Origin of the sequence: Arthrobacter sp. 754 (genome assembly GCF_040548695.1) — a bacterium.
Classification (GTDB): Bacteria; Actinomycetota; Actinomycetes; order Actinomycetales; family Micrococcaceae; genus Arthrobacter.
In genome coordinates this window covers 87,636-103,882 of sequence record NZ_JBEPSC010000001.1, presented here as the reverse complement: position 1 = coordinate 103,882, position 16,247 = coordinate 87,636, and the positions used below count along the sequence as shown (strand labels likewise).

Annotated in this window: 17 protein-coding genes; 9 read left to right on the top strand and 8 right to left on the bottom strand. The window is 64.8% G+C overall.

The features are described 5' to 3' along the window. The first annotated feature begins 2 nt into the window (after window positions 1-2). Together ABIA70_RS00510 and ABIA70_RS00505 are read left to right on the top strand one after the other, a co-directional pair. Window positions 3-1,772 carry an NAD(P)/FAD-dependent oxidoreductase gene (locus ABIA70_RS00510; protein WP_354145685.1) on the top strand — a complete coding sequence of 590 codons (1,770 nt, stop codon included), beginning with the start codon at window positions 3-5 and terminating at the stop codon, window positions 1,770-1,772. Next, complete coding sequence (locus tag ABIA70_RS00505) at window positions 1,756-2,622, top strand: hypothetical protein (protein WP_354145684.1); 867 nt, start codon at window positions 1,756-1,758, stop codon at window positions 2,620-2,622. Before ABIA70_RS00510 ends, ABIA70_RS00505 begins: the two co-directional genes overlap by 17 nt. Window positions 2,623-2,700: 78 nt before the next feature. Here the strand turns inward: ABIA70_RS00505 and ABIA70_RS00500 are convergent, their stop codons facing one another. Continuing rightward, on the bottom strand, window positions 2,701-3,225 hold the full coding sequence (locus tag ABIA70_RS00500) for a DUF2087 domain-containing protein (RefSeq protein ID WP_354145683.1): 525 nt from the start codon (window positions 3,223-3,225) through the stop codon (window positions 2,701-2,703). 248 nt (window positions 3,226-3,473) lie between these two features. Between ABIA70_RS00500 and ABIA70_RS00495 the strand changes: the two genes are divergently transcribed. Continuing rightward, window positions 3,474-4,322 carry a phosphatidylinositol-specific phospholipase C/glycerophosphodiester phosphodiesterase family protein gene (locus tag ABIA70_RS00495; protein WP_354145682.1) on the top strand — a complete coding sequence of 283 codons (849 nt, stop codon included), beginning with the start codon at window positions 3,474-3,476 and terminating at the stop codon, window positions 4,320-4,322. A gap of 24 nt (window positions 4,323-4,346) precedes the next feature. Here the strand turns inward: ABIA70_RS00495 and ABIA70_RS00490 are convergent, their stop codons facing one another. Continuing rightward, complete coding sequence (locus tag ABIA70_RS00490; protein ID WP_354145681.1) at window positions 4,347-5,201, bottom strand: phosphatase PAP2 family protein; 855 nt, start codon at window positions 5,199-5,201, stop codon at window positions 4,347-4,349. Window positions 5,202-5,356: 155 nt separating this feature from the next. Here ABIA70_RS00490 and ABIA70_RS00485 point away from each other — a divergent pair, with 155 nt between their 5' ends. Next, entirely contained in the window at window positions 5,357-6,175 is an 819-nt protein-coding gene (locus ABIA70_RS00485) for a CPBP family intramembrane glutamic endopeptidase (protein WP_354145680.1), read from the top strand. A 34-nt stretch (window positions 6,176-6,209) separates the two neighbouring features. On the opposite strand, the gene ABIA70_RS00480 is transcribed toward ABIA70_RS00485, so the two are convergent. From ABIA70_RS00480 to ABIA70_RS00465, 4 genes are all read right to left on the bottom strand, one after another. Then, window positions 6,210-7,052 carry an SDR family NAD(P)-dependent oxidoreductase gene (locus ABIA70_RS00480; RefSeq protein ID WP_354145679.1) on the bottom strand — a complete coding sequence of 281 codons (843 nt, stop codon included), beginning with the start codon at window positions 7,050-7,052 and terminating at the stop codon, window positions 6,210-6,212. 94 nt (window positions 7,053-7,146) lie between these two features. Beyond that, window positions 7,147-7,755: a hypothetical protein gene (locus ABIA70_RS00475; RefSeq protein ID WP_354145678.1), complete on the bottom strand. Its 609-nt coding sequence runs from the start codon at window positions 7,753-7,755 to the stop codon at window positions 7,147-7,149. A 25-nt stretch (window positions 7,756-7,780) separates the two neighbouring features. Further along, entirely contained in the window at window positions 7,781-8,215 is a 435-nt protein-coding gene (locus tag ABIA70_RS00470) for an ester cyclase (RefSeq protein ID WP_354145677.1), read from the bottom strand. Window positions 8,216-8,318: 103 nt separating this feature from the next. After that, the gene (locus tag ABIA70_RS00465) at window positions 8,319-10,949 is read right to left on the bottom strand and encodes an ATP-binding protein (RefSeq protein WP_354145676.1); all 2,631 of its coding nucleotides are present in this window, start codon (window positions 10,947-10,949) and stop codon (window positions 8,319-8,321) included. Between the two features lie 230 nt (window positions 10,950-11,179). Here ABIA70_RS00465 and ABIA70_RS00460 point away from each other — a divergent pair, with 230 nt between their 5' ends. Continuing rightward, window positions 11,180-11,452: a hypothetical protein gene (locus ABIA70_RS00460; RefSeq protein WP_354145675.1), complete on the top strand. Its 273-nt coding sequence runs from the start codon at window positions 11,180-11,182 to the stop codon at window positions 11,450-11,452. A 15-nt stretch (window positions 11,453-11,467) separates the two neighbouring features. Here ABIA70_RS00460 and ABIA70_RS00455 read toward each other — a convergent pair whose 3' ends face one another. Both ABIA70_RS00455 and ABIA70_RS00450 read right to left on the bottom strand, forming a co-directional pair. Beyond that, a complete protein-coding gene (locus ABIA70_RS00455; protein ID WP_354145674.1) occupies window positions 11,468-12,355 on the bottom strand; it encodes an HNH endonuclease in 888 nt (295 codons plus the stop codon). A 72-nt stretch (window positions 12,356-12,427) separates the two neighbouring features. Next, window positions 12,428-13,636, bottom strand: coding sequence for a globin domain-containing protein (locus ABIA70_RS00450; protein ID WP_354145673.1), 1,209 nt, complete (start codon window positions 13,634-13,636; stop codon window positions 12,428-12,430). Between the two features lie 187 nt (window positions 13,637-13,823). On the opposite strand from ABIA70_RS00450, the gene ABIA70_RS00445 reads away from it, so the two are divergent. The 4 genes from ABIA70_RS00445 (at window position 13,824) to ABIA70_RS00430 (ending at window position 16,207) form a co-directional block, all read left to right on the top strand. Next, on the top strand, window positions 13,824-14,717 hold the full coding sequence (locus ABIA70_RS00445) for a ribonuclease Z (protein WP_354145672.1): 894 nt from the start codon (window positions 13,824-13,826) through the stop codon (window positions 14,715-14,717). A gap of 134 nt (window positions 14,718-14,851) precedes the next feature. Then, a complete protein-coding gene (locus ABIA70_RS00440; protein WP_354145671.1) occupies window positions 14,852-15,601 on the top strand; it encodes an ANTAR domain-containing protein in 750 nt (249 codons plus the stop codon). A 20-nt stretch (window positions 15,602-15,621) separates the two neighbouring features. Continuing rightward, window positions 15,622-15,837 (top strand): hypothetical protein, encoded by a 216-nt coding sequence (locus tag ABIA70_RS00435; protein ID WP_354145670.1) that lies wholly within the window; start codon window positions 15,622-15,624, stop codon window positions 15,835-15,837. Between the two features lie 19 nt (window positions 15,838-15,856). Next, window positions 15,857-16,207 (top strand): hypothetical protein, encoded by a 351-nt coding sequence (locus ABIA70_RS00430; RefSeq protein WP_354145669.1) that lies wholly within the window; start codon window positions 15,857-15,859, stop codon window positions 16,205-16,207. Window positions 16,208-16,247 lie beyond the last annotated feature (40 nt).

Sequence of the window (16,247 nt, the reverse complement as noted above, 5' to 3'; positions counted from 1 at the left end):
CCATGGATGACTCGGTTCCGATCTTATTGATTGCCACCACAGACCCGGCCTCTCGGCGCATTCTTGGAGATGAGTTGCGCCGACGCTACGGTGCCGACTACGAGGTGTTGGCCTGCACCGACCACGCCCACGGCCGGGCGGTGCTCGAGAGTCTCCGGCGCTGGAATCGCCCGGTCGCCCTCATCCTGGGGTGCTACGGACCGGCTGACCGCGGCGGACTCGATTTCCTGCGTCGTGCCTATGGCTTCCACCCGGCCGCCAAGCGCGGTGTTGTGGTGACATGGGGTGACTTCGCCAGCGCCCCGACTGTATTCCGGGCGATCGCGCAGGGGTACGCCGAGCTGCTGATCATACGTCCCGAACGAGTGCGCGACGAAGAATTCCACGGGGCGATTACCGACGCCCTCGACGACTGGCACCTGGCCCAGGGGGTCGGGTTCGAGGCGGTCCGGCTGATCGGGGAGGTAGGCGACGAAAGGACTCATGCGTTGCGCGACAACCTGAGCCGAAACCACATCCCGGTGGGCTTCCACCCTGTCGGGTCGGAGACGGCGGAACGGACGCTGGATAGCCTGGGCCTGCACGATCCCGCGCTGCCGGTTTTGGTACTGGAGTTCACCGCTTCACCGGTTGTCCTCGAGAACCCCAGTGACCTGGAGATCGCCGAAGCGATCGGGGTGACGCGGCCGCCACCGGCCGGCAAGGTCTTCGACGTGGTAGTCGTGGGAGCCGGTCCCTCCGGTCTCGCGACCGCCGTGTATGCCTCCTCCGAGGGCCTCTCCACCATGGTGGTGGAAGGAGAGGCTGTGGGAGGGCAGGCCGGCACCAGTTCCTTGATCCGCAACTACCCCGGCTTCTCCCGCGGTGTGAGCGGCGCCCACCTGGCCTACCGCTCATTTCACCAGGCCTGGACGTTGGGCACGGACTTCCTGTTCTTGCGGAAGGTGATGGGGCTCCGAGCGGACGGAACACTGTACGCTGTGTCCATTTCCGACGGCAGTGTCGTGCGGTGCCGCACCGTCGTGGTGGCCACCGGCGTGGACTACCGTCGCCTCGGCATACCTCAGCTGGAGGATCTGGTCGGCAGGGGTGTTTTCTACGGGGCCACAGTCTCCGAGGCGCCGTCGATGACCGGAAAGCAGGTCTGTGTAGTGGGTGGCGGCAATTCGGCCGGACAGGCGGTTCTGCACCTTGCGAAGTACGCGAAGAAAGTGACGCTGCTGGTGCGCGGACCCACACTGTCGGTCAGCATGTCGGAGTACCTCATCTCCCAACTTGAGGCCACCCGCAACGTTGCGATCCGCTACAGCACGGCGATCGTGGGGGCCCGCGACCAGGACGGCTTCCTTGCCGCCGTCAGGGTGGCCTCCTCCGGAGCAGCCAATGCAACCTCGAGCGAGGAGCTCGAAGCGGGGGGCTGCTTCGTGCTGATAGGTTCGGTGCCGCGGACGTCCTGGCTGCCGGACGCCGTCGAGCGTGACGCTGCCGGTTTTCTGCGCACGGGCGCCATTCGAAATGTCAGTGACGACGCCGGTTCCGTCAGGCCGAACAGGTTTCCCTTGGCGCTGGAAACCAGCATGCCCGGCATTTTTGCGATCGGTGACGTGCGGGCCGGTTCGATCAAACGAGTGGCTACCGCAGTCGGGGACGGCGCCACCGTGGTCTCGATGCTTCACACCTACCTGGCCGAGAACCCCCTGCCTGCCTCGGCCTCTGCCCCTGGTGAGGCAGCGGCAACCGAGGAGCAGCCCAGTGATGTCCCCTTCAAGTGAGGCCACGCCGTTGATTCCGCCGATGCGGCGGCTGCTCTACGTCGCTGCATTCCTCGTTTTTCTTGCCGGGCTCGTGCTCTTCGTCTTTCCGCTCCGGACTGACGAATTCTTCGCGTGGACAGTCAATCCGCCCATGACCGCGGTCTTCCTGGGGGCCGCATACTGGTCGAGCGCCGGCCTGGAGGTTGCGGGCGCCGGTTCGAGGAGCTGGGATTCAGCGAGGCTGGCGGTCTGGCCCGTGTTCATCTTCACGACCCTGACCCTCGGAGTCACCCTGCTTCATCTCGATCGCTTCCACCTGTCGCCGACCACTGCCCCCACTGCCCAGATAGCCACCTGGGCGTGGCTGGCAATCTACGCCATCGTGCCCGTGGCGATGGTCGTCATCAGCCGGATGCAGATCCGGTCCCGGCCTCCTGCCCCAAAGTCCGAGAGGGCGGGACGGCCGGTGCTGCCGCCTGCGCTCCGGCTGCTCATGGTGGGAATCGCCGGCGTCCTGCTGTTATACGGCGTGGCGCTCCTGGCAGTACCGCTTTATGCCGCGACGTGGTGGCCGTGGCAGCTGTCCGAGCTCACAGGGAGGGCGGTGGGAGCGTGGCTGGTCGGTCTTGGCTGGTCGGCCGCGCAGGGCCAGTTCAGCGGCGACCTCCGCTCCGTCCGCCCCGTGGCCCTGACCTCCGTTGTCTTCGTCATTCTGCAGGCGCTTGCCCTGCTGCGGTATGGCGGCGCCCTGACCTGGCCAAGCGCACCGGCGGTCGGCTTCGCAACCGTACTGCTCGCCATTGGAGTGGCCGGCGGATGGGCACTGGCACTGTCCCGTTCGCCTGCAACCCGGACCGGAGTTACGTGAGCGGCCTTCCCGCGTTGGCTTGACCCTTCGGACTGGCTGGGAGCTATGTTGGGGCCGTGGAAGCATTGGCCTGGCGCGTTACATTTCTTCCTGCCGGGAGTACGAAGACCCCGAAGCCGTCCGTTGCAGCAGGCCGTAGTCGACCATGTACCGGCGCAGCAACACCACATCGTCGGTGTAACTGAGAAGCCGTTCATTGACCTGCTGTTCGGTCAGGTGTTCGCCGGGCTGGATTGCTTCGCTGATGATCCACGCCAAAAGCTCACGCCTGTCCCCGATGTTGGCCGGATACCGTTCGATCCTGCCCAGGCGCGTGAAGCGGGCCAACCCGGTCTGCGCCTGTCGCCGGGGGAGTTGGGAAAGAAGATCCCGGAAGATGGATTCAGGTGCCACCAGTTTGTCCGCAGCATTGCGTTCGATCAGACCGGACTCCAGCAACGCTGCTATCGCCCGGTTCCGCCGGTGATCCTTCAGATCAGCAAGCACATCGGGGAGCTTTGCACCGAGCACTATTTGTGCGTAGGCGGTTCTTGCATCGCTGTTGGCGAGGGTCGCCACAACCCGCCGCCAATGTGGTCCGCTTAGTCTCGTGCCTCCGGTCACATCGTCTTCCTCACCCTGCGTCTGCCCACCTGCTGACTACCTGCTGAAATCGTAATCCTGACGCAGGTGAAGGCGGAATGACAGATGGGGCGGTGCCTGGAATGTCCGAACGTCGCCGTTCAGTACCGTTCACGCTCCTGACACCAGGACTTCCCCATTCGTTGGTATCCGGCGGGAAGGCTGAAGCAGGTGCCGGCGTGCCTTATCCGCCGAGCTGAACCACCCCCCAACTGCTCAAGGAGAACCCCGTGCTTGTTGAAAGTGCTGCCGCCGCTCTCGTGGCACTGACGTCCCTGACCGGCGTCACCATCCCCTCATACGCCGCCTCTGCCCCGGATGTTGTTCTGGGCCAGCCGCTGGCCGAAGCCCACGCGCATAATGACTATGAGCACGAGAAACCCCTGTTTGATGCCTTGGCCCACGGGTTCACCAGTGTCGAGGCGGACGTGTGGCTTGTTGACGGCGAGCTGCTGGTGGCCCACGACCTGGAGGATGCGCAGGCGGGCAAGACCCTGGAGAGCCTCTACCTGGACCCGCTGGACGAGCTCGTCAGGCAGGAAGGCCACAGCGTGTACCCGGGCTGGGACGGGAGCCTGCAGTTGCTGATCGACATCAAGAGCGACGGCGGGAGCACCTACGCCGCCATCGAACAGGAACTGAGCGAGCACCCCGCCCTGATGACCCGTTACGCCAACGGCAAGGTCAGCGAGGGCCCGGTGACCGCGGTCATCAGCGGCAACAGGCCCCTGGCCACCATGGCGGCCGACGAGAAGCGCTACGGCTTCTTCGACGGACGCTCCGCCGACCTGGCTTCCGGGATGCCGTCCACCCTTATGCCGCTGGTCAGCGACAACTGGACGAAGCTGTTCACCTGGCGGGGCGTAGGTCCCATGCCCGAGATTGAGCGGGCCAGGCTGCACACCTACGTCGCGGCCGCCCACGATAAGGGGTACCGGGTCCGTTTCTGGGCTACCCCCGATATGCCCGGCGAGGCCCGCGAAGCCATGTGGACCGAGCTCTACCATGCAGGCGTCGACCACATCAATACCGACGACCTCCAGGCCCTGGAACAGTTCCTCAGCAGCCAACAGGGCTAGGATCCAGGACTTCGATCCTGACCTTTACGCTGGCAGGGAGTCGGGCATTCCGCCTCGATGCCCTGCTGCCGGATGCACACGGGTGGTGAGGTACAGCCGGTGCGCCGTGATGACCAGCGCCAGCCAGGCAGCCCCCAGAGCCCAGGCCGCCAGCACGTCCGTGAGCCAGTGGTGCCCCAGGTAGACACGGCTCAGTCCCATTGTCGCGGCGAAGACGGCTGCGGCGGCGATGGTCAGAACGCGTGCCCGGTGGGATCGAAGTCGAAGGACTATCAAGTACGCGACGATCCCGGCGATCACGACCGAGTTCAGTGAATGGCCGCTGGGAAAGGATGCGGAGTATTCGTAGGGCGGCACTGCATCTGTCAGCGGTGGCCGGGTCCTGCCGATCAGTCTTTTGCCCGCAATGGTCATCAGAAGGGATCCGACGCCGGCGACGACGATCAGAATCACCGGTGTCCAGGATCGGCGCCGCACAGCGAGCCCGACCATGACAGCCAGCGCCAGCAATGGCATGCCGATGGTTCCACCGATGTCTGTGTACGCCGTCGTCACGATGTCCAAGGCCGGCGACCGAAACGTCTTCGCACCGTCCAGCACCGGGTGATCGAGCCCGGCAACCCCGTCAGCTTCCACCACGGATTCATATACCTGGGCAAAAACCGCAGTCAGGGAGATCGCCAGCACGGCACCGACAACCAAGGTGATGATGAGTGCAGCGTGAGAACCAAGCAGGCTGCTGATGCGCTGGGCGATGAAAGCAAGGACCTGGCCGATTCTGGTGTCCCAGCGGGTAAGGTCCTGACCGCCGACGAAGCGGTCCCGCTGAACTTCGCCAGTTACTCCGCCATCTGGCGGATTCTTTTCTGTAAGCGACACTTGTTGGCCCTTTCGCCACGTAACACCCAAAGTAGTAAGTAACCTTACCTTGCTCGTGAGAAGGACTGGGCCGCGTCGAAACCGGAAGCTGAACCTTGCCCGGACTTGGCGCACGGACGGTATCGCCCAACAGCAAGCGCTGACATGCTGGAGGGGTGACATCAATCTCGACCCGGCCGCTCCGCACCGCCCTCACGTGGAAGCTGGTGCCAGCGGCGCTGCTCTCGGCATCCGGAGTGCTGCTTTTCGGCTTTGAGAATGACTTGTTGGGCTACGGTGTGCTCGCCTTGAGCCTTGTCACAGCGGCACTTATCGACCGTGAGCTCGCGCGGCACCTCGGCCTGGTCGCGGCCGGCATGGTCTTCATCAGCCTGGTTCCCCTGAATGCGGATTTGAGCGTTTCACACATGACCCTGATGGGCGGTGTCCTCGCGCTGGCCGTGCTGGTGCCGTGGCTGGTGTCGAAGTACGCCTACGGTGAGGACATCATCAGATTCCCGGTGAACACCGGCCATAAATGGCCATTGGCCGCGAAACTGTATCTGGTGGCTGTGGTGGGGCTCGCCTACTTCATTTTGCCCGTGTACCTGATCCGGACGGGGGTCTACCAAAACTGGCCCGACGCCTCAGACCCCACTGTCTTCTGGCGGCTCTTTCTCGGCGTGAACACTGTGGGCATCTGGGACGAGCTGTTCTTCATCTGCACCACCTTCACCCTGCTCCGGCGGCACTTCCCGGACTGGCTCGCCAACATACTGCAGGCCGTGGTCTTTTCGTCCTTCCTTTGGGAGATCGGTTACCAGGCCTGGGGCCCGCTGCTGACGTTCCCGTTCGCGCTGCTCCAGGGCTACACGTTCAAGCTGACCAAGTCATTCACCTACGTGGTAGCCGTGCACCTGCTCTTCGACTTCGTGCTGTTCCTGGCTCTGGTGCACGCGCACAACCGAGACTGGCTGCCGGTCTTCCTCTACTGAGCCATGCGCCACCAGCGGCCGCGGTTAGGAGGTTTCATCCAGGTCCGGCCAGTTTCGAGCACGTGTCCCACAGCCGACGGCGGGCCTCAGGATCCGATCCCATCCCGGGAGTAGGGAGCTCCTTGCGCTTCGCCCAGAGCTTGCCGGAGACCCCTGCCGTTTCGTCCGACATGGCCAGCCAGAGCGCTGTGTCCACAGCCTTTTCCGCCGGTGCGCCGAAGGTGTTCGTGATCCAGCGGAAAGGGCCGCGGACATCCTCCAAGAGCGAGGTGTTCTTGACCAGCCCCGGATGAACGGCATTGGCCACCACGCCAGAACCTCGCAGGCGTTCGGCGAACTCCTGCGTAAGGAGCACCCGGGCCAGCATTGTTTGAGGCGTCGAGCGAAGGTAGCTGTACCTGCCCCTGGCGGTCTGGAGGTCCTCGAAATTAATCCTGGTGTTGCCATATTTGGAGGCAATATTGACGATGCGTGAAGGGTGCCGCCCGCCGGCGCGCTTCAGCGCGTCCAGCATCAGGTTGGTCATGAGGAAGTAGGCCATCACGTTCGTGGCGAAAGTCAGCTCAAGCCCGTCGGGGGTGACATGGCGCTCCTTGCGGAAAACACCCGCGGCGTTGACCAGCACGTCCAGACTGTCGTGGCGGGACAGGAACTCAGCTGCCGCAGTCCGGATCGAGGACTGGACCGAAAGGTCACACGCCAACGGCTCCAGCCGGGCGGCAGGAACCAGCGAGCGGATGGCCTTAACCGCCTCTTCCGCGCGGGCGGACGAGCGCCCCACCACCACAACCAAGGCACCTCCCCGGGCAAGGCCGGTTGCCACCGCCTGTCCCAGTCCGCCTGTTGCACCCGTAACCAGAGCTATCTTGCCTTCCATCGCAGCCATCTCCTTCGGCTCCAGCATCACCGGTGAAGGGCATTCCAGCTAGGGTCATCCGGCCCGAAACCCGATGCGCGCCCAGCAGGAGTTCTCAGTACTTCTGGGCCAGCAGGGCAGCGGCCGCGATCTGCCCGCCGTCGAGCATGATGGATTGTTCATCCATCCCGGCTTCCTTCCACTGGACCACGAGGCGCAGATCGCCGCCGACGGGAAGCGGCCACAGCCATAGCCGGGCCGCTCCGGTCAGTTGATCGTCGTTGCCGCTTCCCCCTTGGCCGTTGGCCACCAGGACCGGCCCGGTGACGGTCTCGCTGCCGTCAAACATGCCGGGCCGGATCTGCGTGGAAGTGGTCTTGCCGCCGTCGGGAAATTCGGCTCCGAAGAGCAGCGCAGATTCAAGGTCTTCGGCGTAGCCCGGGCCGGGGGGCGGCTGCCGGAAGAACCGCGCGTTCGCGGCAGCCCATTCCCTGTCGCTTTCGCTGGTCCGCCGGACGGACCAGACGACGTCGACGGCGCAACCGTTCGAGTAGACCTCTGCGCACTTGACGGCCATGACGAACCCCGGAGCGCGGTGGAGGAACTTTCCGAAGTGGACCACGCCGGGCAGTTCGTTCGACGGCGGCCCGAGCCATTCCGGCATGACATGACGAGGTGGACGCGGACGTTCCGGCGGTTCAGGCAGGTCCTGGAAGAAAGTCATGCGCTCATCTCCTGAAGTAGGGCCGTCAGCCGGCAGTCTGCGCCTGTGTGGTTACCGCCGTCAACTGCTGTTTCACATCCTCCCAGTTCATGACCACCCGGCGCTCGACGATCTGCCCATCCATGACCCGCTCCAGGGTCAGGGCCTCGGTGGTGATGGGGATGCCCGCCGGGGCGATCCCCTCAAACTCACCGCCGCTGTGGACCGCATGCATGATGACCCTGCAGGCCACCAGGTCTCCCTCCGCGACCTGTTCCTCAACAGTGAAGCGCGTGTCGCTGAACGTTGCGTTCCACCCGGCGATGGTCTGCAGGAGCGCGTCCCTGTCCGCCGGTTCCCGGTTTCCATGCACGTAGGCCTGGAGATGCGGTGACAGTATCCGGGACAGGGCGGCCTCGTCCTGATCCTCGAAGGCTTCGAAGAAACTGCGCACCACGGCTTTGTTCTGGTCGGCAGTCATTGGAGTGTTCCTTTCTGTTGGTGTCCGGACCGTCCGGACACCAACAGATTAGGATCCTGCCGTAACGCCTGGCACCGTGCCCATGCGTAGCTGGGGGAGGGAATCAGCGGCCTGGGGGAGGGCTTCTGCGGCCGATTCCCAAAGCATCCTGTTCCGGGCCCAGGCCGTGGCGGAATGCGTAGTTGGCGGCCGCCGCGCGGGCAGCCGAGCCCTCCACTCCGATCTTTGCGTACAGATTGGCGGTATGCCTTTCCACGGTCCGGACACTGAGGCCGAGATCCTGTGCGATGTCCTGATTGCTCTCACCCCCGGCCAGGAGATGAAGCACCTCGGTTTCGCGAGGGGTAAGCCGGGTGGCCGTCAAACCGGCGACCTTGCCCGGCGCTGCCTGCTGCTGGAGCTGCTGAAGTTCACTGATCAACGCCTCGGCCGCCTGCTGCGTCATGGAACGTCCGGCTTCAACGTTCTCCAGGAAGCCGTCTTCGCCCAGCAGAGCTTTTGCTGTTGATCCGGTGAGGGCGGCCTGATTCCTGTCGAGTACCCACAGGACCGCTCCAAAGCGATCAAGCCGGATCTGGGAGGAGCCCAGAAGCTTCGCGGAAACCTGCGGCATCCCGAGCGACGCCGCAAGTGACGCCCAGGCGGCCATTGCCATGGTCACGCCCCAGTCATCGTTGCCGTCCCTCGCCACCTGCACTGCCTCGGTAAGATGCTTGCCGGCCAGTCCCAGCTCGCCCCGCACCCTCGCGACCTGACCCAACCGGACACACCGCCGGGCGATGGCGAAGGGATGTCCCAGTTGGCGGGCAAGGCCCTGGCTCTCGGAGTAGCACTCCGCAGCCTTATCGACATCCCCAAGCAGGAAAGAGGCATCGCCCAGCGCGAAAAGGCAGGCCGAGGTCCACCAGCGGTCTTCGGCTTGCCGTTCCAGGACCAGGCCTTCTGAAGCCAGGACCGCTGCCCGTTGCGGGTCCGTTCCCATGGTTGCGTGGGCCAGGTAATGCAGTTGCCGTCCCACCGCTGCAGTGTCTCCCATTTCACCGAAGATCCGGGCTGCCCGTTCCCAATGCTGCCGCGCCTCGTCAGCCAGGCCGGCGTGAAGGGCGAGGAAGCCTGTCGCGTCCGAGAGTTCGGCCAGTGCCCGGTCAGGCAAAGTGTGGCCGGCAGCGAGGTACTTGCGAAGCCACATCAGCCCTTCTGCGAATTCACCACGCAATTGCCACACCTGCGCAAGGGCACAAGCCATTCTGGCCCCACTCTCGAGCCGCTCCGGCTGCCCAAGGCTCCAGTCCAGGGCTGCCCTGAGATTCCCGCGGTCCTGCTCGAGCCGGACCGTCCACTGGGGTTGCCGGGGTCCGTTCAATTCTGTCTGCGCCTGCCTGGCCAATGCCGCGAACCGTTCCGCGTGATTTGCCCTGACCGCTTGCCGTTCCCCGGATGAGCGCAACTTCTCGTCCGCGTACTGCCGGATGACCTCCAGGAGCCGGAAACGCCTGGCACCGTCAACTGGCCGCTCCACTACCACCAGGGACTGGTCCACCAGGTCCGAGAGCGTGCCGAGGATGTCCTCACGCTGCAGTTCTCCACCGGCGCAGACCAGTTCGGCATCGTCCACAGCCCACCCGCCGGCAAAGACCGACAACCGCCGCAGCAGGGTCCGCTCCGCAACGGTAAGGAGCCCATGGCTCCAGTCAAGGGCCGCCCGCAGGGTGGCGTGGCGTCGCGCGGCAGCAGCTCCGCCTCCGGTGAGCAGGATCAAAGCGCGCTCCAGACGCTCGTCGAGCTGGGCCGTCGTCAGTACTTTGACGCGGCTGGCCGCCAGTTCAATGGCCAGCGGAAGGCCATCCAACCTCCGGCAGACCCGGACAAGGGGTGCGGCGTTTTCCCGGGACACGGTGAACCCTGGAATCACCAAGGCTGCACGCTCGTTAAAAAGCTTTACGGATTCGCACGCCGCAATTTCTACTATCGCGAGGTCTTCGGCGGCGGGGACCGGCAAGGGATCCAGCTGGAAATTGCGCGCATTGGCCGGCAACGCAATCCTGCTGGTGGCAAGGATGCGCAGGCCGGGACAGAGTTCCAGAAGTTCCAGGGAGATTTTCGCGCATTCCGTGGCGATCTGCTCGCAGTTGTCGAGCACCAGCAGCACCCGCCTGCTGCCCAGGTGGTCCACAATTGCCGAGACTGCTGACTGGCCCGGTTTGATAAAGAGAGCCAATGCAGAGGCGATGCTCGACGATACGAGATGGGCGTCGGATGTCGCGGACAGGTCAACCCAATAAGTACCGCCAGCGTTTAGCAGGGGTCCCGCCTGGTTTGCGAAAGCGAGGGCCAGGCGCGATTTGCCGGTGCCGGCCGTCCCGGTGATGGTGAGTAGGCGGGACCTCCCGGAATCCAGCCATGTGACCAGTTCATCCAACTCGCGCCTTCGGCCCACAAAGCTGGTCAGCGGCCGGGGTGAGTTGCCCCGGTAGTCAGGGCCGCCGTCGGTTGATGCGATCGGGGCTGCATGCAGGGCCATCTGGCGGAGTCGGAGTGCTGCATCGTAGCGGGTGTGCACGCCGAGCTTGTGGAAGATCCGGCGCCGGTACCACTTGACCGAACTCGGTGCGAGGTTAAGCCTGGCCGCGATTTCGCCGCTGCCCAGGCCCTCGACCAGGAGAACTGCCACGTCGTTCTCCCGGTGCGTCAGCGGCTGGTCCGTCGCCGCATGCTGAGCTTGATCCTGGGACATTCCTGTACCGTTCCGGCGAAGTAGCACAAGCGGCCATGGCTCAACCCCCGGAGCGTAGTCCGCGTCTGTGTCCATTCTCCTCCCGGCCGGACCTTGCTGTCCCGCTGGCGGGGCCTGAATGCGGACGGAACGGGAGGTGCAGTGAAGGTCTGGATCGGGCCGGGCACCGGGTCTACATTGGTTTAAGGCTCATGCCGAGGGCCGACTCATCATCGATTCAGGAGGGGACCGTGAGCCCCACACCAAAACAACCATTGACCGATGACAGCATCCAGGTCCGCCAGGTCAACCACTACCAGTTCAGCTGGGTTGCCGGTGACCCCGGGAAACCCGGAACATGGACCCTCCAGCTGGTCCTTGACCAGGGTGCCTGGGAAGAGTTCCTGACCATCGAAGCGGAGGATGCCGAGGTTCTCAAGGGACTCCTTAAGCGTTCTGCCACCGTGTTCTACGACGTGCGGCGGCGGACCCTGATGTTCGGCACCACCCCCGCCGGGCAATAGCAAGAGGCACGGACCTCACTCGGGCTGTCCTCCGAGGATGCGCCGTGCATCCGCCTGCGCTTCAAGGGCCTGCTCACTGACAGTTTCGCCCCGCAGATGGCCCGAGGCCGACATGACGCCCCGGAGTTCCGAAACGGTGCGGGGAGTGCTGACGCCACGGTGGGCCATGGCGTGGCAGTTTGCGCACAGCGGCACGAGGTCGGCCACAGGGTCCAGCTGGTACGCGCCGCCCAGCTGGGACGCCGGCACAGTGTGGTGCACGTGGATGAAACCCTCGCCAATCCCGCCATAGTTTGACTCGAACGAAAAGCCGCAGGCGGCACACGACGTGCCATGGAAGGCCAAGCACACACGGCGCGCATCCGGGTCCCGCTCATAGCGGTTCACCTCCACCCGGCTCACCGCCTCCCGGGGGCAGGTACCCGGAACAAGCTGGGCAGGGTCCACTGCGGCCGGCCCCAGGTCCCGCCACAGCTGACGCAAACCAGGCTCCGACGACGGCGGCACGGCCGATCCGGAGCGCCTGTTGCGGCCGTGCCACCGTAGCGCAGGGACGCCGGCAGCGAGGGTGTCCAGGGGGATCTGCTCGCCGAGTGGAAGCAGCGCATCGAAGTCAACGCTGACGTACCGGTCAAGGACCGCCGTGTCACCGGACTTGCCGGCGTCGAGGGGTTCGGACAGCTCGAAAGGTTCGGACACCACGGTTCCGTGGCCGATCAGGCCACGGCTCGAGACACTTCCGCCCTGCAGCACAAGCCACGCCTCCGTCCCGGGCCCGATGTTGCGGCGGCCGATACTCCACCGTTCCACGTGCCGGCCGGACTCCGCGACCTGCTCGACGACGTCGCGGTAGTTCCAGCCGTTCCACCGGTCCGGGTTCCATCCAAGAATTACTGCAGCCATCCGTGCCTCCTGTCGCGTCTCTGAGACTATCCCCAGCCGGCTTCAGAAGGTGACTGCACGCCGTCGTCGTAATTACTGGTAGTCGGCCAGCCAGAGATCAGGCCCGAACACTTCGTACTGGATGTCCTTGGGCCGGGTCCCCTTGGCGATGAGGTCGCTCCGCACTGCCTGCAGGAACGGCAGCGGGCCACAGAGGTAGTACTCGGCATCGATCGGCAGCTCGACAGCGTTGACGTCCATGAACCCTGTGAACGTCGAACCGGCTGCGTCCCCGCCACCGGATGGATTCAGGAACCAGCTGTGCATGGAGCCCTCGGCCAGCGCGCTGATGTCGTCACTGACCTGCTTGCGCAGCGGAAACGAGTCCTCACTGTCATCGGCATGCAGGAGCAACACCTGGCGCTGGGACCCGGCCTTTACAAGGTGCGAGAGCATTCCGGCCATGGGCGTGATGCCGATGCCGGCGCTCGCCATAACCACCGGCCGGTCGGTGTACTCCAGCACCACGTCGCCGAACGGGGCCGAAAGCACCACCTCATCGCCCACCTTGACATCGTTGTGCAACAGGTTGGACATCTCGCCGTCGGGGGTGCTGAGCCCGTGGACCCTTTTGACGGCGAAATGCCGGTGCTTGCCGTCGTCGGCGCGGGTGAGGCTGTATTGCCGCGGCTGGTGCACCCCGTCCTTCATGAGCATCTTGATGGTCACATACTGTCCGGGCAGGGACGGCTTCACCTCCCGTTCGTCGGTCCGCTCCACCACGAAGGTGACGACGTCGTCCGTCTCCTGAATGCGCTCGGCGACGCGCCAGGTGCGCCAAATGGTTTCCGGTGAGAGGTGGACCGCGTTGTAGAGTCCGCGTTCCTGGTTGATCAGCAGGTTGCCCATCAGCCAGTAAACCTCGTCCCAGGCGGCCGCCACCTCCGGTGTCACTGCATCGCCCAGCACATCCACGATCGCCCAGAACAGGTGTTCGTGGACTATCTGGTACTGGTCCGGGGCCAGGCCGAGGGAGACGTGTTTGTGGGCTACCCGCGACAGCAGATGGTCCGGGAGCTGATCAGGTTTTTCCAGCAAGAGGGTGGCGAACGCGGCGATTGATCCGGCGAGCGCCTGCTGTTGCCGGCCGTCCGCCTGGTTTCCGCGGTTGAAAAGGCCGTCGAGCAGGTCCGGCCTCGCGTCGAACATGTGCTTGTAGAACCTTTTGGCAATCTCTTCAATGTTGGCGCCCACCACAGGCAGCGTTGCCTCGATGATGGGGCGGGAAGCGTCAGAGAGCATGGTGCGTCCTTCCGGAATGGACCGGCTGCTGCCAAGCCGTGCGTTGCCTTGGCTGTGCCAATGTAGCAGTCAATGTATGCCATAAGACCGGGCGATGGTCCCTTGCCGGGACCCCCGGGAGGGTGTAGGCAGGCCCAACCCGCCGGTCGACTGGATGGAGCGGCCAGCGGGTGAGAGACTCGGTTCCATGCGTGAGCTGGTAGTGCTGGGCACGGCCTCCCAGGTCCCTACGCGGACCCGCAACCACAACGGATACCTGTTGCGGTTCGATGGCGCGGGCCTGCTGTTTGATCCGGGGGAGGGGACCCAGCGCCAGATGATCCATGCCGGGGTTTCGGTCACGCAGATCACCCGCATCTGCCTCACCCACGTGCACGGAGACCACTGCTACGGGCTGCCGGGCGTGCTGTCGCGGATGGCCCTGGACGGCGTAGCGCACCCGGTCCACCTCCACTATCCTTCCTCGGGGGAGGAGATGGTCCGCGCGCTCGTGGCCATCGCCACGCCCGGAATCGACCTGAGGCTGCACCCGCATGGCGGCCCCGGAGCGGTTGCACCCGGACTGGAGGTCCGGGCCCTGGACCACCGCATCGAGACCTACGGCTACAGGCTGACCGAACCTGATGGCCGGAGTCTCGTGCCTGAACGGCTTGCCGCCTCCGGGATCTCGGGTCCCGACGTCGGTCGCCTCCAACGCGACGGAAGCCTTGCCGGCGTCCGGCTTGAGGATGTCAGCGTTCACCGTCCCGGGCAGCGCTTCGCCTTCGTCATGGACACGGCCCCCTGCGGCGGCGCGGAGGAACTTGCCGACGGCGTCGATCTCCTGGTCGCGGAGTCCACCTTCAGCAATGCCGACGCCGGTCTCGCCTCGGAGTACCGGCACCTCACCGCAGGACAGGCGGGGAAGCTGGCGGCCGGCGCCGCCGTCGGCATGCTGGTTCTCACACACTTCTCCTCACGCTACGGCGACGACGTCACCGCGCTCGCAGAGCAGGCCCGTGCCCGTGCCGGTGGCGCGGGTGTGGTGGCGGCAAATGATCTGGACCGGATCGGTTTTCCCAAACGCCGGCAATTTTCCTGAACCGTCCGCGGCAGCAATGGGGCGCGGCCTTCCTCTGGGGCGGGCAGAAGAGAGTAGGCTGGGAATACCGTTAGGCAGAACGCGGACGCCCGTCAAGACTGGGCGTGGATCCCACAGCATCCGGAAGGTTGCACATGGCTGCCCGAGTTCCCCTTTCCTATCCAGCCGCCGATATCACCCGGCACGTCGAGGACCTGGTACTTAATTGTCCGGACCTCTCCGGCTTCCTCAAGGACCTTGCGTCCTTCTGTGCCGGCCAGCAGGCCTACGTTTCCGGGGATGTTTCCTGCGGCGTCACTGTGCTCAGGGCCTCCGGCATTCCCCATACGGGCGGCTCCGAAGAACCCACCCGAAGCCTGGAGGACGTCCAGACCCGGTACCGCGAAGGGCCGGGCTTGTCGGCAGCCCTCGATGAGGCGATGGTCCTTGTCACGGATCTGAGATCCGAAGAGCGCTGGCCGAGCTTCATCGATGCTGCGAGGCGCGAAAAGGTGCTCTCAGTCCTGGCCTTGCCGGTGCAGCTGGAAGGCGCGGCCAGTGCCGCCATGAGCTTCTACAGTCTCCGGCCACATGGGTTCGGCAGGGAAGCCATCGCCAGCGCACACGCACTGGCTGCTGACGCATCGAAAGGGCTGCGACTTGTCCTCCGGATCGCGACTCTGCGGGAAACCGAGCAGAATCTGCGGACCGTGATGGCGGCACGACCGCCTATTGATATTGCCGTCGGTGTGATCATCGGGCAGGAACACTGCAGCCAGGATGTGGCGCTTGAATGGCTTTTCCGGGCCTCACGTGCCCGCAACATCGGCATCCGCGATCTCGCGTCGGAGATCATTGCCACCGCCGGGAACGCCCACCCGGTCAAGATCCATTTCGACGACTGACAGGAACGTGGGGTTTTTCAATGGACGCCGGGACCATCAGCGCCCTGATCGGCGGATACTTTGCTGCCGTTGTTGCTGTGTTTCTCATCTACTCGCCGGTCCTGCTCCTCTTCGTTGGTTTGCTGATCACAGCAGGCTTGGTGCAACTGCTGGCGTGGCCGTTCCTCATTCTGTTCCGTAGGCTTCGCCGGCATCATCCGGAGCCCCCGTCGGACGGATCCTGGCTCTTGCGCTGATCCCGGGAAGGGGAGTGGCATGACGTGGATAGTGGTGCTGTTCCTCGTGGCCCATGGGCTGGTTCACCTGGGGATGTGGTGTACACCCTTTGATCCGGCGAAGGCTCCCTTCGATCCACGCCGTTCCTGGATCGCCGTCCGGCTGGGCTTGGAAAAAGCTGCGCGGCGTTTCAGCGTGGCCTTCGCAGTGGGTGCCGCCGTCGCATTCGTCGCGGCGGGCATAGCCGTGATGGTCGGCGCCGCGTGGGCGCCCGCAGCCGCTGTCACAGGTGCGGTCATATCCCTGATGCTCACCGCCCTCTACTTCCACCGTTGGCTGATGTTGAATCTCCTGATCAACGCGGTCATCATCGCCGTCGCGCTGCAGTGAAGCACGGAGCGCGGCCAGTGCCGTTGCCGCAGGGCTTGGT

Bases quoted from the DNA above. Each gene is read 5' to 3' on its own strand.
- ABIA70_RS00505 (WP_354145684.1), top strand. From the start codon at position 1,756: ATGTCCCCTTCAAGTGAGGCCACGCCGTTGATTCCGCCGATGCGGCGG.
- ABIA70_RS00430 (WP_354145669.1), top strand. From the start codon at position 15,857: ATGACGTGGATAGTGGTGCTGTTCCTCGTGGCCCATGGGCTGGTTCAC.
- ABIA70_RS00435 (WP_354145670.1), top strand. From the start codon at position 15,622: ATGGACGCCGGGACCATCAGCGCCCTGATCGGCGGATACTTTGCTGCC.
- ABIA70_RS00450 (WP_354145673.1), bottom strand. From the start codon at position 13,636: ATGCTCTCTGACGCTTCCCGCCCCATCATCGAGGCAACGCTGCCTGTG.
- ABIA70_RS00480 (WP_354145679.1), bottom strand. From the start codon at position 7,052: ATGGAAGGCAAGATAGCTCTGGTTACGGGTGCAACAGGCGGACTGGGA.
- ABIA70_RS00510 (WP_354145685.1), top strand. From the start codon at position 3: ATGGATGACTCGGTTCCGATCTTATTGATTGCCACCACAGACCCGGCC.
- ABIA70_RS00440 (WP_354145671.1), top strand. From the start codon at position 14,852: ATGGCTGCCCGAGTTCCCCTTTCCTATCCAGCCGCCGATATCACCCGG.
- ABIA70_RS00475 (WP_354145678.1), bottom strand. From the start codon at position 7,755: ATGACTTTCTTCCAGGACCTGCCTGAACCGCCGGAACGTCCGCGTCCA.
- ABIA70_RS00455 (WP_354145674.1), bottom strand. From the start codon at position 12,355: ATGGCTGCAGTAATTCTTGGATGGAACCCGGACCGGTGGAACGGCTGG.
- ABIA70_RS00465 (WP_354145676.1), bottom strand. From the start codon at position 10,949: ATGTCCCAGGATCAAGCTCAGCATGCGGCGACGGACCAGCCGCTGACG.
- ABIA70_RS00445 (WP_354145672.1), top strand. From the start codon at position 13,824: ATGCGTGAGCTGGTAGTGCTGGGCACGGCCTCCCAGGTCCCTACGCGG.
- ABIA70_RS00470 (WP_354145677.1), bottom strand. From the start codon at position 8,215: ATGACTGCCGACCAGAACAAAGCCGTGGTGCGCAGTTTCTTCGAAGCC.